Source organism: Streptomyces sp. NPDC030838 (assembly GCF_055572035.1).
In genome coordinates, this window is sequence record NZ_JBVIED010000001.1 from 1,509,705 (window position 1) to 1,525,249 (window position 15,545).

Genomic DNA, 15,545 nt, shown 5'->3' on the forward strand with positions numbered 1-15,545 from the left:
CTTACTCTCGGAAACCGATCGGTTTACACTCTGAACCGGTCGGTTTCCCACTGTGGCCCTGCCGGACCGTACCCCCGTTCCCATCAGCAGTTCGCACACCAGGAGTCGGCGAGATGCCCAGTCAGGATTCACGTCCCGCGATCGACATCCCCGGGACCACCAGTCACACCATCGCCCCGCGTGCAGGGCGAAACAGCCGCGAGGGGACCCTGCGCTACCTCAAGGCGGGCACCGGTGCCCTCTGGTCCTGCTGCACACCGTGCGCACACAGGCCGAGCACTACCACTCCCTCATCCCGCTGATCGCCGACCGGTACACCGTGTACGCCCTCGATCTGCCGGGGATGGGCTACTCGCAGATCGTGCCCGGGGCGTCGTACGACGAGCCGGCCATGCGTGCGGGCGTCGAGCGGCTCCTCACCGAACTCGACCTGCACGACGTGACGTTGGTCGGGGAGTCCATGGGGGCGGTGCTCGCCCTGACCGCCGCGGCCGATCTGCCGGAGCAGGTACGGCGCGTCGTCGCGGTGAACACCTACGACTTCCGCGGCGGGATCGCCCGCTCCAGCCTCCTCGCCCGCGTGGTGGTCAGCGGTGTCCTCATGCCCGGAGTGGGCCCGGTGATCGCCGGTGTGGAGCCAAAGCCCGCCCTCCGCAAGATTCTTCAGGGCGGCCTGGGCGACAAGAGCGCATTGCCCGAGGACTACGTGGACGAGCTCCTCCAGGTAGGAAGCCGTCCCGGCTACCCGGCCGTTGCCCGGAGCGTGTACCAGGCCCTGCCCAGCCTCATCGCGGCCCGCTCGCGCTACCCCGAGGTCAAGGCTCCCATCCACCTCGTCTACGGGGAGAAGGACTGGTCCCGGCCATCGGACCGGGAAGCCGACAAGCAGCTGCTGCCGGCCGCCGACTTCACGCAGGTGCCGAAGGCCGGCCACTTCCTCGCCCTGGAACGGCCCGACGTACTGGCCGACCTGTTGAACGAGGTGGCGTGACCGCCCCGGCCCCTGTGGCCACGCCTGACTACTGAGGTTTTCGGTTCAGGGTGACCGTGGTCTCGGCGGTGGGTGTATGCCTGAGGGATGCGGTATCCCGATGGGGGCGGCTTGGCCGCGAAGCAGCGGGCCCGGCGGGAGCAGGTGCGGTTTCGGGCCGCCGAGTTATTCGCGCGAGGGGAGACGCCGCCCCAGGTCGCGCGGCGGTTACGCGTCTCGCGGAAGTCCGCCCACGCCTGGAATGCCCGCTGGCGAGACGGCGGTATGGAGGCACTGCGGTCAAAGGGGCCGTCCGGGCGTCCGTCAAGGATGAAACCCGAGTGGCGGGCCTGGCTGGCGGCGGAACTGGAGAAGGGACCGGCCGCGCACGGCTGGATGGAGGACCAGCGCTGGACGCTGGCCCGGGTGGCGACCGTGATCGCCCGGCGCTTCCACGTGCGCTTCAGCCCAGCACAAACCTGGCGCATCGGCACCAGATGGGCTTTTCGGTGCAGGTGCCGGTGCGGCGGGCTGCCGAACGCGACGAGGAGGCCGTAGCCACGTGGATCAAGGAGATGTGGCCGCGGGTGGAAAGACGGTGAGGGACCGGGATGCCTGGCTGTGCTTCGCGGACGAGGCAGGGCAACTGCTGCGGCCGCCGAAGGCGTGCACCTGGTCCCGTCGTGGCCGTCCGCCCCTGGTCAGGTCCGGGCAGCCGGCTCGGGCCGCATCTCCCTGGCGGGCCTGGTCTGTCACAAGGCCGATCAGCGCACCCGGCTGATCTTCCGGATGTTGGTGCACCATGGCCGCAAAGGTGAGAAGAAAGGCTTTCGAGAGAGGGACTTCGCCTCGTTGCCAGATGCCGCCCACCAGCAGCTCGGCGGCAACATCGTGCTGCTCTGGGACAACTACAGCCACCACGTCGACGCCGCTATGCGCGAGCTGATCGGGAAACGGCCGTGGCTGACAGTCTTCCGTTTCCCGGCCTACACCCCCGACCTCAACCCGGCGGAGGGGGTGTGGGCGCATCTGAAGAAGAGCCTGGGCAACCTGGCCCCGTGCAGCATCGATGACCTGGCTGGGACTGATCACGACGCCGCCATGACGTCACTCCGAACCCAAAACCTCAGTAGCCGTAGTAGCCACGTCCTCGGCAGCGCGGCCTTCTCCCGCCATGAACCGCCAGACCAGGGCGTGGCCCAGGACGACCAGGGCGATCAGAATGAGGGCCTCGGCCTGGATGGGGCGCAGCTCGATGTGGCGGGCGAGTTCGGGGAAGGCGCCGACGACGGCGATCAGGGCGTAGAGCAGTGCGGCGCCGGCCTGCTGCCAGGTGACGAAATGGTCGCCGCGGGCACGGGCCAGCAGCCGCAGGGTGCACACGCAGCCGACCACGGCGAGCGCGATGAAGGCCGTCCGCCAGACCTGCGGCTGTTCGGTACCTCCGACCTGGGCGAACAGGCCCATCAGGGCAGGCAGCAGGAAGGACAGGTAGATCCCGCCGACGACCCGGCGCAGGTCGGCGTCGCGCATCCAGTCGGCATGGCTCTGGACGACGTTCCACCACAGGCCGACCAGGGTGAAGCAGGTGGCGGAGAAGAGGGCGTAGAAAGTGCTGACATCCATGGACGAGGAGGATGGCAGCGCTCCCGGCCCCGGCAGGCGCCCCACGCTTTGCGCCCGCCCCGCCCCCACCGGTACGGACTAGCCGTCGGCGCGCGTGGCCCGCTTTCCGGAAGACAGGGCCTGGTCCAGGCTTCAGGGCCCGCCTTCCCTGACGCCCTCTGACAGTCAGGCGGTCACCGCACTCTGACACCGCAGCCCTGGAGGCGAGCACCGCAGGGCCGCTCAGCAGTGAGGGCGTCACGAGGCTTTTCACAGGGGCAGGCCAGCACGGCGGTTTCGAACCGCACTTGTTCCCGCCGGCCCGCTGCTTCGCGGTCAGGCCGCCCCCATCGGGGCGCCGCGTCCCCCAGGGATACACCCACCGCCGAGACCCCGGTCACCCTGAACCGAAATCCTCAGTAGCACCGCGGCAAACTCGCTGTGAGCTTCAGTAGCCGCCTGCCCCGTCCCGAGACCTTCCTCGAGGTACAGCCCTACGGCACGGATCGCGTGCTTCAGCGCGATTGCTGCGCGGTGAAGTGCTGGGTGGATGGCACCGGCCCGCTCGGGCGGCCTGAACCGTGATGGCGCCTGAAATGCGGCAAGGCCCCTCTTGGGACACGCCCTGTGGCTCGGTACCAGCAGGCGCCAGTCACCCTTCATCGACCATCGCGCGAACGGCTTCGCCGCCGCAGAGTCACGGCCTAAGGGTCTGTCTCGCAGATCAGTGCGGTGGCGAGCGGCCGTTCCGGGGGATGCATCGCAAGGCGGCGGAGGAACGCTCGCCAGGGGATCCTCCGTGCGACGACGCCGGCGCAGCCAGTGCCCCGCAAGCCGGATGCCGCCGCGGGGGGCGCAGTTCGCGGTGATCTACGAGACAGACAGCCCCTGGGGCGGTCAGGCCCTGCTCAGCTTGGCGATCCGCAGCCCGTGCTCGGCGGCCTGCTCCTGCCCCGTCTTCATCGACTCTTCGGCCAGCCCCCGCAGGTGCGCCATCTCCGGATTCCAGAACGCGTGGGTCAGCTCCGCCTCGGCGATCTGCAGGTCGAGGCCGAAGACGTCGGCCAGGATCGTGCGCAGGTAGGGCGTGGCGTGGTCCCAGCCCTCCTTCGGGGTGCCGGGCCCGTAGCCGCCGCCCCGGCTCAGCGTCAGAAGCGCCGGCTTGCCCTTGAGCGGCCAGTCACCGTGCACCCCCACCACGGGGTGCTTCAGGATCAGGTCGATCCAGGTCTTGACCTGTTCCGGGACATTCCAGTTGTACATCGGCACCGCGAACAGGAACGCGTCGGCCTCGAGCAGTTCCGCGCCGAGACGGTCGAGGAGCTCGTGCGCCTCGGCCGGGGCCGGCGCGGACGGGTTGACGACTTCGTGGGCGAGCGCCGTCCACGCGTCCCCGGGCAGCGGCTGGACCCCGAGGTCGCGCCGGGTCACGACGCCGCCGGGGTGCTCGGCGAGCCACGCCTGCTCGGCGATGTCCGCGAGGGCGCGGCTCACCGATCCTTCGGTACGGATGCTCGCGTCGAGACGGAACAGGTGCACGGTGCGGTCCTCCAACGTAGTTCTGCTGTGATGCAGATAGTATGCATGACAGAACATCTGCCGACAAGAAAAGTGAGCCGGTTGTAAATGCGGCATGACGCGGGTACCGGAGGTTCGCGACGAACTCCAGTTGGATCTCGGCTGGGCTCTGGGGGTCGCGCTTCGCGCCTACGCCAAGGAGGCAGGGCGCGTCATCGCAGGCGTCCCCTGCGGCCGCGGCTACCAAGTCCTCACCGCCGCGCGAGGTCAGGGGCGAGGCCCGACGAACGGACCGTCATCTGGCGCTGCGCTCGCCGCCATCGGAAGCGAGGACCGCACCGTTGACGTAGCCGCTCGAAGGTCCGAGCAGGAAGCAGACGACATCGGCGATTTCGTTCGGGTCCCCAGCGCCCCTCGCGCGCTTGTTCCATCGAGCACGACCATGTCCCCGCCGAGCATCGCGGCCGTTCCCTCGGCGTGGAGGGCTCCCGGGGAGACCGCGTTGACGCACGCCGACGGACCGAGCCCAGACGCCCGCTAGCGAGCGAGCATCTCGGTGCCGGCCCTTGAAGCGCCGTGAGCCGCACCGACCGCAGCCGGGGTTCGCGCCGAGCCCGACTCGATTGGACGATCGATCCGTTCTGTCGGCGCACCATTTCGGGCACCAAGGCCCTACCGGCAGGAACGTGTGTGTCGTCGGAACGGACTCATACAGCAGGACGCCGGACGCTCCTCGTCGGGCCAGGCCCTCGGCGATCGCTCACCCGATCCCAGACGTTGCGGCCTCGATGCGGCACCCGCTGCGTCATTGCGGAGCTGGAGCGCGCCGCCTCCCCAGAACACTATGTCGACAAGATGTTCTGTCAACAAGACTATCTGTCGGGCTGTCGAAGGGTGCTACGGTGATGTGATGTCCTCTCAACCCCGCGGCCGAGCGAGCGAAGGCGCCGAGTGTCTCGCCTTGGACAACGACCTGGTTTGGGCCATTCGAATGATCTCGGCGGCGCTTCGGCGCGCTGCGGCTGAGGCCGCGGAGACGCTGCCCGGAGGATCACGCGCCTACTTGGTACTCATGGCATTGGCCGAGGCCGGGGACAAACCCCCCACACAACTCGAACTGGCCGGCCAGGTCGGTCTCGACCGAACGGTGATGACCTACCTTCTCGACGACCTGGAGGGCCTGGGTCTGCTGTCGCGACGCCCGAATCCGCAGGACCGGCGGGCTCGCCACGTGATCCTCTCGGACGAAGGCCGATCGCAACTGCAGCGCATGCGAACTGATGTCGCGGCCGCTGAAGCACGGCTGCTTGGGGAGTTGAGCGAAGAACAGCGGGCCCAGTTCCGAGACCTCCTCACCCGGGTTGCGCTCACCGCTCAGCGGGGCACCCTCGGAGGCTGAGGTGCGACCCGCCGCCACGCAGTGCTGGGGCTATAGGTTCCATCTCTTTGGTCAGCGTCGGGCCCTGATGAGGATGCCCGCGAGGTGGAGTGCGGCCTGGTAGGCGATCGCGAGCTTGTCGGTTCGTGTGGACAGGCCGCGCCGCTGCTTGAAGCGGTTGATGCACCGCTCGACGCTGTTCCGCTGCTTGTACGCCCCGCTGTCGAAGCCGGGCGGACGGCTGCGGGATGACCGCACGGATGCCCCGGCGCCGCAGGTGGCTGCGGACGGCGTGTGAGGAGTACGCGCGGTCGCCCAGAACGGCCAGGGGCCGGGTCCGGGGCCGGCCCGGGCCAGTGCGGGGCACGCGGATACGGGGCATTATCGTCCCGAAGGCCGGTGCGTCACCTGCCTGGCCTGCGGTGACAGTGAAGGCGAGGGTCCGAGCGCGTGATCGGCGGGCTCGCGGCGTGGGCCGCCCCCTGTTGCGTGCCCCGGCAGCGTGCTGGTGGGCCCGGACGACCGTAGAGTCCACCGACACCGTCCAGCCGATGTCGTCGTCAGCGTCCGCCGCTGCCAGGGCGGCGGCGAGGATCATCTCCCAGGCGTCGACGGCCCATCTGATCAGCCGTTTGTGAGCGGTCTGGAAGGAACCGAGCTCGCCGGGAAGGTCCCGCCAGGGCGAGTTGGTACGGGACTTCCACGCGATGGCCCCAAGAGTGAGGCGGTGGTCGGCCCATCGCCGCCCGCGGACCGGATCCGCCGGCATCAGCGGCTCGATCCGGTCCCGCATCGCTCAGTGATCACTCATCGGACGGACACATCCCATCAATTGACCACCCATCCAAGAGACACGCTCTGGCCCGCCGAACTGCTGGGCCGCCGCAAGGCGGACAACCTCCTCGCCGGCCGGCCCGACGTGATCGCCACGGGAACGCGGGCTGTCCGCTGCAGATCCGCCGTCACGTGGGCGAGGTCGGCGTCCCCGTCGTCCACCCGGTCGAGCTCCTCGACGCCTCCCTCCGTACCAAGGGTCACTTCATTCCTGTGGTGGCGATTCCCTTGACGAGGTAGCGCTGGCCGACGAGGAAGACGATGAAGACCGGGATCAAGGTGACGACGGACATCGCGAACAGCGATCCCCATGAGGCTCCGCTGGTGGCGTCGACGTAGTTGCGCAGGGCCACGGGCGCCGTCTGCAGTTCGGGTTTTGTCAGGTAGATCAGCTGGCCCAGGAAGTCGTTCCACGTCCAGATGAAGGTGAAGATCGCGGTGGTGGCCAGGGCCGGCAGCGAGATCGGCAGCAGGATGCGGAAGTAGATCCGCCAGTACCCGGCCCCGTCGATCTTGGCCGCTTCGTCCAGCTCGATGGGCAGGCTCCGGAAGAACTGGATCATCAGGAAGATGAAGAAGGCGTCCGTGGCCAGGAACTTGGGAACGATCAACGGGAGAAACGTGTTGACCCATTCGATCTTCGAGAACATCACGTACTGCGGAATGATGAGTACGTAGATCGGCACCATCAGGGTCAGCATCATCATGCCGAAGAAGAACGCCCGCCCGCGGAACTTCAGTCGCGCGAAGGCGTAGGCCGCCATGGAGCAGCTGACCAGGTTGCCGAGCAGTGCCCCCAGGACGACGATCGCCGAGTTCATCAGGTAGACCCCGAACGGGTGCGACAGCGCGTTCCAGCCGTCGACGTAGTGACCGAAGTCGGTCTCCGTGGGGAGCAGTGAGGGCTCGCGGAAGATCAGGGCGTCGGGTTTGATCGAGCTGGCGATCATCCACAGCAGCGGGTAGAGCATCACGAGCCCGAACGTGATGAGCGCGACGTGCTTGAGGAGCGCGCGTATGCGAGCCACCCGCCTGCGGCGGTGCGGGGCAGAAGCAGGAGCGGGCGAAGGAGCGTCTTCGGCCGTCAGGCGTGTCATCTCACTTACCGTCACCGTAGAACACCCATCTCTTGCTGAAGTAGAAGTTGATCGCGGTCAGGACGCCGACGATCACCACGAGGAGCCAGGCCATGGCCGAGGCGTATCCCATGTGGAGCCGGCCGAAGCCCTCCTCGTACAGGTACAGGGAGTAGAAGAGGGTCGAGTCCGAGGGACCTCCCGTCCCCCCGCTGACGACGAAGGCCTGGGTGAAGGACTGGAAGGAGTTGATGACCTGCAGAACGAGGTTGAAGAAGATGATCGGGGTGAGCAGCGGCACGGTGACGTGCCGGAACTGGTGCCAGCGGCCGGCGCCGTCGAGGGCGGCGGCTTCGTAGTACTGCTCGGGGATCTGCCGCAGGCCGGCCAGGAAGATCACCATCGAGGAGCCGAAGGTCCACACGTGCAGGACGATGAGGCTGTACAGCGCGGTATCGGGGTTGGAGATCCAGCCGGGCCCGTCGATGCCGAACAGTCCGAGGAACCTGTTCACCAGGCCTTCGGTGCCGAAGACCTGCCGCCACAGGATGCCCACCGCGACCGAGGCACCGAGGAGCGAGGGCAGGTAGTAGACGGACCGGTAGAACGCCAGCCCCTTGATGCCCCGGTTGAGGACCATGGCCAGGGCGAGGGCGACCGCCAGCAGCAGCGGCACGCTGATGGCGACGTAGACGAAGGTCACGCTCAGGGATTGGCGCAACCGGGGGTCGTCGAGCATCTTGCTGTAGTTCTCCAGCCCCACCCACTGGGGAGAGCTCAGCAGGTTGTAGTCCGTCATGGAGAAGTACAGCGAGGCGATCATCGGACCGAGCGTGACGCCGGCCACGCCGATGAACCACGGCAGAAGGAAGACCCATGCAACACGTTCTTCTTTTCTGGCCGCCTGGCTGAGGGGTCTGCGGAGCACAGTCATCGTCCTCGGGTTCTTGGATCGGGTGCGGGGCTCAGGAGCCGCTCGACGGCTCGGCGTGCTGCAATGCGGCCAGGGGACTGCGTACGACGGCGACGTCCGCCGCGTCGAGGACGAGCGTCTCCCCGGCTCCCAGGCGGCGTCCGGTGAGCAGGTCGGTGCCGGAGCGGTCGAGGGTGACGGTCGCCTTGTCCTGCCGGTGGTTCAGCAGGAACAGGTACGCGCTCGTGTCCGACCGTCGCTCGGTGACCTCGACGCCCCGCGGTGCGGCGTGCACCGGTCGCACGCCGGCACGGACCAGGACGTGCCGCACAAGGGCCTCCAGGGCGTCGTCGTCCAGACGTGTGCCGACGTATACGGCACGGCCCTGGCCGAGTTCGTGCTCGATCACCGCGGCCTTGCCGGCGAGATGGCCCTCGCAGTAGACGGCGAGCGGTCGGGCGGTCTCGAGGTCGAGGTCGTCCTGCCACACGGAGGCGGTCGCGAGGAAACCGTTCAGCGCGGCCTGGTCGGCTGCCGCCTGGACCGGCACCGTGGCCTCGGCGGGCAGCGGAGAGAACTCCTGGACGTGCGCGCCGATGACCTCGCGCAGGGCTCCTGGGTATCCGCCTTCGACGATCCGGTCGTCCTCGTCGACGATCCCGGAGAAGTACGAGACGACTAGCTGACCGCCGTCCTCCACGAACGTTCGTACAGCCGCGCTGTGTCGGCGGGTCATCAGGTACTGGTTGGGAATGACCAGGACCCGGTAGGACGACAGGTCGTCGTCGAGAGTCACGACGTCGACGGCAACCTGGCTGTTCCAGAGGGCGCGGTAGTGCCGGGCGACGGTGTCCCGGTAGTCGAAGGTGTTGTCGGGGTGGGCGCAGCCTTCCACGGCCCACCAGTTCTGCCAGTCCCATACGATCGCGACCTGTGCGCCGGTCCGTGCCGTGGCCGCCTCGTCGATGGTCCGCAGCTCGTTGCCGAGCGCCTTCACCTCCTGCCAGGTACGGGTCTTCTCACCGCCGTGGGGGAGCATCGCCGAGTGGAACTTCTCCTGCCCCTGGCGGGAGGCCCGCCACTGGAAGAACATCACCGCGTCGGAGCCGTGCGCGACGGCCTGGTAGGAGCCCAGGCGCATCCGGCCCGGTTGTTTGACCTGGTTGATCTTCCACTGGCTCACCGCGCCGGCCGCCTGCTCCATCAGCATCCAGGGCCGGCCGCCACCCAGTGAGCGCATCAGGTCGTACTGGAAGGCGGCGGTGACCAGCGAGTGCGGCTTTCCCGGGTCGGGGTAGCAGTCGAAGGCGACGACGTCGAGTTCCTTCGCCCACCGGTGGCTGTCGGTCAGCCGGCACCCGAAGAAGTTGGTGGTCGCCGGAACGTCCGGTGTGATCCGGTGGAGCAGGTCGCGCTCCTGCGTGACGAGTTCCAGCAGGAGGTCGGAGGTGAAGCGGGAGAAGTCCAGCTCACGGGAAGGGTTGACCGAGCCGCGCACGGGTCCGGGAAGATGCACTTGGGACCAGTCGCTGTAGCGCTGGCTCCAGAACGCCGTGCCCCACCGGTGGTTGAGCTCGTCCAGCGTGCCGTACCGCTGCCGCAGCCAGGTGCGGAAGCGGTCGTCGCACAGGTCGCAGTAGCAGTCGGAGTGGTATTCGTTGCCGATGTGCCACATGGCCAGGCCGGGATGCCTCCCGTACCGCTCGGCCAACTTCGTGGCGATGCGCCGGCTGCGGTCCCGGTAGACCGGGGAGGAGGGGCAGAAGTGTCCTCGGCTGCCGATGCCGTGCCGCACTCCCTGCCGGTCGACCGACAGTGTCTCGGGGAATTCCGTGACGAGCCACGGCGGTGGCGCGGCGTTCGGGGTCGCGAGGTTGACGTGGATGCCGTTCGCCCACAGCAGGTCCATGATCTCGTCGAGCCATGAGAAGTCGAACCGGCCGTCGGCCGGCTCCAGCATGGCCCAGGAGAAGATACCCAGGCTCACGAGCCGCACGCCTGCGGTTCGCATGAGCCGGACGTCCTCCTGCCACACCTCCTTCGGCCATTGCTCTGGGTTGTAGTCCCCGCCGTAGACGACTCCCGGCAGTCGGCGGCGAAAGGTGGTCATGCGCGGATCGGGCACAGCGGGGATTCCTTCCGGAGGTGCTACTTACAAGTGGGGGCTCACATCTGGGACTTGATCTCGGAGATGAACTTCTCGGCCGCCTCCTTCGGCGACGCACGGTTGAACAGCACGTCCTCGTTGAGTCGCTGGAAGATGTCGGGGACAGCGGGACCGGCCTCCGCGTGGGGGATGTGAACCGCGGTCGGCTTCAGGGCGTTGACGCGGTTCAGGTAGTCGGCGATCCGCTTCTCCGCGGGGGACAGTTCGGGCGTTATCGCCTTGAGCACGTCGGGGTTGACGGGAACGCCTCGGTCGAACTTCTGGATCTTGGCCGCCTCAGGGGAGTTGACCAGGAAGTCGAGCAGCTCCGCAGCCTCCTTGGGGTGCTCGGTCCGCGCGGAGGCGCCGTAGAAGACGCCGGGCTTGGTGTAGGCACCGACCTGGGTGGCTCCGTCCTCGCCGGGGAAGAGGAGCAGCTTGGCCTCGCGTCCGCTGGCACCCTCGAGCGCACCGAGCTGGGTCACGGATATGTCGCTCATGGCAGCCTTGTGCTGGGCGACCAGGCCCTGCTCGATACCGGCTCCCGACGACAACTGCTCGATCGCGGCGTCCGGGCTGGTCGTGCCACCGCTGTCACGCAGCTTGACGACCCATTCCCAGTAGGCGGCCACAGTCTCCGCAGAGAAACCGATCTCGCTGCCGTCCTTGGTCCAGTAGTCCTCGCCGTGTTGCCGCAGCCAGGTGCCCAGGTCGTTGGTGTAGAGCGGCATCGCACTACCGACCAGACCCCTCTTGCCCTTGGAGAGGGCCTCGGCGGTCTTCACGTAGTCGTCCCACGACCACTTGGTGTCGTCCGGGAGAGGCACGCCGGCCTGCTTGAACGCCACCGGATCCGCGACGACACCGAACGCGCTGTCGCCGGCCGGGACTCCGTAGAGGCCGCCCTTCACGGTCGTCATCGCCATGGAGTTCGCGGGCAGCTTGTCGGTGTGCAGCACGTCCTTGACCTTCTTCAGGTCCATCAGCTGCCCGTTGTCGATGTAGGAGTACATGTACGGGTCGGTGATCTGCAGGACATCGGGCATGTCACCGGCGGCGGCACCGGTCGACAGCTTCTTCCAGTAGTCGTCCCAGTTGGAGTACTCGGGCTGGACGTCGATGTCCGGGTGCTCCTTCTCGAACACCGCGATCATCTGCTTGGTCATCTCATGCCGGGAGTCCGATCCCCACCAGTTGAACCGGATGACGGTCTTGCCGTTGCTCCCGGAGGAGTCTCCGGCGCAGCCCGCGGACAGGACCAGGGCGAAGACCGAACAGCTCAGCCCGACCGCACGGAGTCGTGTGCGTCTGCTCAGGCGGGAAGAGTTGTTCATGTTGAGGGCTCCTCTGCTGCCATGCGGGCGATGCGCCCAGACTGGGAATACGTCGTGTCAGGAAGCCGACTTGCGACGTCGCCCGTCTCGCGGCGCGGCCGCGGGGCTGCACAACTCGGCTGTTCTCCGGCCCGCGAAAGTTTCCTGCGGCCCGTGGGGAAGTTCGCCCGCCCGGGCTCGTCGAGCTCTCGGGCGGACTACGGCGGCTCTGACTGGGTGATGGTGAACGTGCGCTTGAACCTTGTCACCGGTGTGGCGAGTTGCTGCGCTGGATTGACCGCACAAGCCCCGCACCGAGCTGAGATCCGGGTGACGTCAGAAATAGTGAACGTTCACTGCGGCGAGCGTAGTGACGGACCACATCTCGGTCAAGGCTCTGTACACAACCTTTGAGCTCCCAATGGCACTTCACCGGTTTCCGTCTCGCCACGGACGAGGGACGGACCACGGGAACGTGCCGGGGCGGCCGCGTCCTGGCCGTGCGTTTACCGGATGACGGGGCCGGTCCTCGCCGGTCCGCTCGATTCGCGCAGCACGAGGCGGTAGTTGAGGTCCAGGTGGAGTTCCGGCTCCGCCTCCTGGCGGATGCGGGCCAGCAGGGCCTTCATGGCCTGTCGGCCCATGGCCTCGCGGTCGAGGTCCACGGTGGAGATCGACGGGTTGAAGTACGCGGTGAACTCGTGGTTGTCCCAGCCGAAGACGCTCACGTCCTCCGGGACCCGCCATCCGCGATCCTGGAAGCCGCGGATGACGCCCATGGCGACGTCGTCGTTCGCGGCGAGAACCGCGGTGACGCCGGAATCCGCCGACAGGCCCTGGGCCGCGTCGTATCCGGACCGCACGGACCAGTCGCCGTCGATGACGGCGTAGTTCTCCAGGCCCCGCTCGGCGACCGCCCGCAGATAGACCTCGCGTCGCTTGCGTGCCGACATCCATTCCGTGCTGCCGGCGACATGGACGAAGCGCCGATGGCCTATGGACGCGAGATGGTCGATGATCATGGCGGCCGGCTCGCCGTCCGCCGTGATGCCGTGGGACCGCATCTGGTCGTCGTACTCGCCTATCACCACGGTGGGGGTGTGCTCGAGCCCGAGCTGTTCGATGTCGCCGATCGGGGTGAAGGCCAGCACTCCATCGGCCTGACCGGAGTCGAGCAGGGCACGGACACGGTCCCCCCGGACTCTTTCGTCGCCTTCCAGCCCGACGATGTCCAGCAGGTAACCGGCTGCCTGGGCCTCCGCGGACGCGCCGCGCAGGATCTGCGAGGGCACGAAGGTCGTCATGGTCGGCAGGACCACGGTGATGCGGTTCGACTTGCGGGTACGCATCGACCGCGCCACCAGATTGGGCCGGTAGTCCAGCTCGGCCACGGCCTGCTCGATGCGGGCCACCGTCTGCGGCTTCATCCCTCCGTTGCCCCGCAGAAACCGGGAGACGGTCTGATGCGACACACCCGCGTGCGCCGCGACGTCCAGGATGGTGGGCCGCTTCTTACTCGGAGGCTTCGACCGCTTCACATCCCGCTCCGATCGCTCCGGCCGCGCATCTGCGTCCACAGTACTGCTCCGCCGCCTCTCTCCGCCCCGCATGCCCGTCGGTACTTTACTGCCCAGTCCGCCGTCACCTGGCGGCACGAAAATCCTCATGTCAAACCCCGAGACTCCAGTGCTGGTTCTTGTGCAGCTCGCTGCTCCAGCAGGTGTACTGCAGCAGGCGAGTCCCGTCCGCGGTGAAGGCCGAGTCCACGTCGAGGCACTTCCCGGAATGACGGGCGACGATCTCGACGTAGCCGGTGCCGGTATCACGCAGCAGCCACTGCTGGCTGGTGCGGCCGTCGCAGGTTTGCTGGACTATCGCGGCCTTGTCCGCCGTGGAGGAGCCGGCCACGTCCAGACACATCCCGGAGTGCCGGGCGAGGATCTGGCGGTAGCCCCCACCGACGGTGTGCAGCTGCCACTGCTGGTTGTCGCCGCCGGAGCAGCTCCACTGCTGGACCTCGGCCCCCTCGACGGTGGACACAGCGGCGCACTTGCCCGAGTGCCGCGCCTTGAGCGTTGTCGTGTCGGCGAGCTGAGACAGTTCTGCCGTGAGTACGGGCACGTAGAAGTCGGTGATCCCGGCGATGTTCGGGTGCGTGCCGCTGCCGCCACTGCCCGGGAAGGTGTTGACGAGGTCGTCGAACGTGTACGCCACCCGCTGAGCGTCGACGCGCGTGTCGAGGGTCGCGTCCGCGAAGACGTCGGCCACCGCGACGCCCCACTTCTGGGCGGCTTGCAGCGTCACCTGGCGCAGGGCGAGCTGGGTGTCCCAGTCCCGCGAGCCCATCTTGTGGGCGGCCACGTACACGAGTTGGGCGGACGGCCACTTCTGCCTCATCGTGTGGATGGTGGTTTCGAGCGCTCCGGTGTACGTGCCGTTGTCGAACGGGGCGGGGTCCTGGGAGGCGCTGACGGTGCCGACCCCGTAGGTGTGGTTGTCGTGGATCTGGATGGCGTCGTTCGTGCCACCGTCGAAGACGACGAAGTCGGGCGCCTGTGCGTTGGCCGACTGCACCTGGCGGAGGATCTGGTTGGTGCTCCCTGGCACCGCTCCCACGGTCGCACCGTTCACCGCGTACTTCGTCAGCGTCATTCCCTCACGTTCGGCGAGGAAGTTCACGAAGCTGCGCGCGTACTTGTGTCCGTGGACGATGCTGTCGCCGAAGACGTAGACGGACGAGCCGGCGAGGGCTCCGTAGGCGGAGTTCGCGGGGCGGGCCAGCCGGAAGTTGTCGATCGACTGCACGCCGGTTCCGTAGTAGTTGCAGGCGACCAGCTTCGCCAGGCTCGTCCCCGTGATGCTCCCCGTGGCGGAGGCCATCACGATCGGCGCGGCCTCCTTGCTGGTGATCGAGTACTGGACCTTGCGCAGAGTGAAGTCCATGTGCAGATCGACCGTGTACCACTTGCTCCGGTCGAAACTGATCCTGGTCCAGGTGGGATTGAGTGAGTCCGGGGCGGAGGTGGAGTCCGAGTCGGGCCCGGTCACGGCGTAGCGGAGCTCTGAGGCGGTCGCGGCGAGCCCGAAGACGAGGTGCCCGGCGTCGTCGCGCAGTTCCAGACCGGACTTCATCCCGGTGCTGGTGATGCCTGTCTTCCAGTCGAAGCGCAGGTCGAGCGTCTTCTCCTGCGTGATGGACGACCCGAACGGCCGTACCGACGTCGTGTAGTTGCCCATGCCCTTGGTGACGTTCAGTACACCGTTGCTGATGTCGGCCCCGACCGGGAAGCCGAAGTTCGCAGGCTCGGTCTGAGCGTCGAACGTCTCGTTGATCAGCGTCGTGCCCGGCGTTTCGGCGGCCGAGGCGGCCGGAGGTATGAGAAGAGCTCCGAGGAGCAAGGTCCCGGCGGCCAAGGGGCCGGCCCATCTTCGGGACCGCGAGCCCGTTCTGCTCATGACGGAGTACACGTGATCTCCCTTGATCTGTGGTGATGACGACCGGTGGCCGGCGGGAAGAGGGAGGACCCTGGCCGTGGCGTCAGCCCGAAGGCTTCACAGAAGGCCACGAACCCCGGAAAGGATGAGGTGCCCGACACCTGCACGGGCAACGTAGTGATCGTTCACCCTCATGGTCAAGACGTCTGCGCATGACCGTGCGCCTCGCCATGGCGGCCGCCACCTCGATGTGAACCGACCTGCGGCGGACGACCTCGGAACTCACCTCGTCCACACCATTGACACACAAGCACTCCGCCCAGTCTCATGTGCGATGCCGTTGACTTCAGTCAACTT

At 67.5% G+C, this 15,545-nt stretch carries 9 protein-coding genes and 3 pseudogenes; 3 read left to right on the forward strand and 9 right to left on the reverse strand.

Translation table 11 applies throughout. From position 1 onward, the window contains the following. The first annotated feature begins 113 nt into the window (after nucleotides 1-113). Both ACZ42A_RS06760 and ACZ42A_RS06765 read left to right on the forward strand, forming a co-directional pair. Nucleotides 114-991 (forward strand): annotated as a pseudogene (locus tag ACZ42A_RS06760) (alpha/beta fold hydrolase). A gap of 87 nt (nucleotides 992-1,078) precedes the next feature. Further along, nucleotides 1,079-2,053, forward strand: a pseudogene (locus ACZ42A_RS06765) (IS630 family transposase); the annotation flags it as partial. A gap of 24 nt (nucleotides 2,054-2,077) precedes the next feature. Here ACZ42A_RS06765 and ACZ42A_RS06770 read toward each other — a convergent pair. Both ACZ42A_RS06770 and ACZ42A_RS06775 read right to left on the reverse strand, forming a co-directional pair. Beyond that, nucleotides 2,078-2,596 (reverse strand): hypothetical protein, encoded by a 519-nt coding sequence (locus tag ACZ42A_RS06770; RefSeq protein WP_468526038.1) that lies wholly within the window; start codon nucleotides 2,594-2,596, stop codon nucleotides 2,078-2,080. Between the two features lie 876 nt (nucleotides 2,597-3,472). Then, a complete protein-coding gene (locus ACZ42A_RS06775) occupies nucleotides 3,473-4,114 on the reverse strand; it encodes an FMN-dependent NADH-azoreductase (protein ID WP_468526039.1) in 642 nt (213 codons plus the stop codon). A 940-nt stretch (nucleotides 4,115-5,054) separates the two neighbouring features. Here ACZ42A_RS06775 and ACZ42A_RS06780 point away from each other — a divergent pair. Further along, the gene (locus tag ACZ42A_RS06780) at nucleotides 5,055-5,492 is read left to right on the forward strand and encodes a MarR family winged helix-turn-helix transcriptional regulator (protein WP_468526040.1); all 438 of its coding nucleotides are present in this window, start codon (nucleotides 5,055-5,057) and stop codon (nucleotides 5,490-5,492) included. Nucleotides 5,493-5,543: 51 nt separating this feature from the next. On the opposite strand, the pseudogene ACZ42A_RS06785 reads toward ACZ42A_RS06780, so the two are convergent. The 7 genes and pseudogenes from ACZ42A_RS06785 to ACZ42A_RS06815 form a co-directional block, all read right to left on the reverse strand. Beyond that, nucleotides 5,544-6,264 (reverse strand): annotated as a pseudogene (locus ACZ42A_RS06785) (IS5 family transposase). 241 nt (nucleotides 6,265-6,505) lie between these two features. After that, nucleotides 6,506-7,333, reverse strand: coding sequence for a carbohydrate ABC transporter permease (locus ACZ42A_RS06790; protein ID WP_468526041.1), 828 nt, complete (start codon nucleotides 7,331-7,333; stop codon nucleotides 6,506-6,508). A gap of 70 nt (nucleotides 7,334-7,403) precedes the next feature. Beyond that, entirely contained in the window at nucleotides 7,404-8,204 is an 801-nt protein-coding gene (locus ACZ42A_RS06795) for a carbohydrate ABC transporter permease (protein ID WP_468526042.1), read from the reverse strand. 142 nt (nucleotides 8,205-8,346) lie between these two features. Further along, a complete protein-coding gene (locus ACZ42A_RS06800) occupies nucleotides 8,347-10,404 on the reverse strand; it encodes a beta-galactosidase (protein WP_468526043.1) in 2,058 nt (685 codons plus the stop codon). 56 nt (nucleotides 10,405-10,460) lie between these two features. Then, complete coding sequence (locus ACZ42A_RS06805; RefSeq protein ID WP_468526044.1) at nucleotides 10,461-11,774, reverse strand: ABC transporter substrate-binding protein; 1,314 nt, start codon at nucleotides 11,772-11,774, stop codon at nucleotides 10,461-10,463. A 485-nt stretch (nucleotides 11,775-12,259) separates the two neighbouring features. Next, nucleotides 12,260-13,420, reverse strand: coding sequence for a LacI family DNA-binding transcriptional regulator (locus tag ACZ42A_RS06810; protein WP_468526045.1), 1,161 nt, complete (start codon nucleotides 13,418-13,420; stop codon nucleotides 12,260-12,262). Nucleotide 13,421: 1 nt separating this feature from the next. Then, the gene (locus ACZ42A_RS06815) at nucleotides 13,422-15,167 is read right to left on the reverse strand and encodes an RICIN domain-containing protein (protein WP_468526046.1); all 1,746 of its coding nucleotides are present in this window, start codon (nucleotides 15,165-15,167) and stop codon (nucleotides 13,422-13,424) included. Nucleotides 15,168-15,545: the final 378 nt, after the last annotated feature.

Bases quoted from the DNA above. Each gene is read 5' to 3' on its own strand.
- ACZ42A_RS06770 (WP_468526038.1), bottom strand. From the start codon at position 2,596: ATGGATGTCAGCACTTTCTACGCCCTCTTCTCCGCCACCTGCTTCACC.
- ACZ42A_RS06795 (WP_468526042.1), bottom strand. From the start codon at position 8,204: ATGATCGCCTCGCTGTACTTCTCCATGACGGACTACAACCTGCTGAGC.
- ACZ42A_RS06800 (WP_468526043.1), bottom strand. From the start codon at position 10,404: ATGACCACCTTTCGCCGCCGACTGCCGGGAGTCGTCTACGGCGGGGAC.
- ACZ42A_RS06805 (WP_468526044.1), bottom strand. From the start codon at position 11,774: ATGAACAACTCTTCCCGCCTGAGCAGACGCACACGACTCCGTGCGGTC.
- ACZ42A_RS06810 (WP_468526045.1), bottom strand. From the start codon at position 13,420: ATGAGGATTTTCGTGCCGCCAGGTGACGGCGGACTGGGCAGTAAAGTA.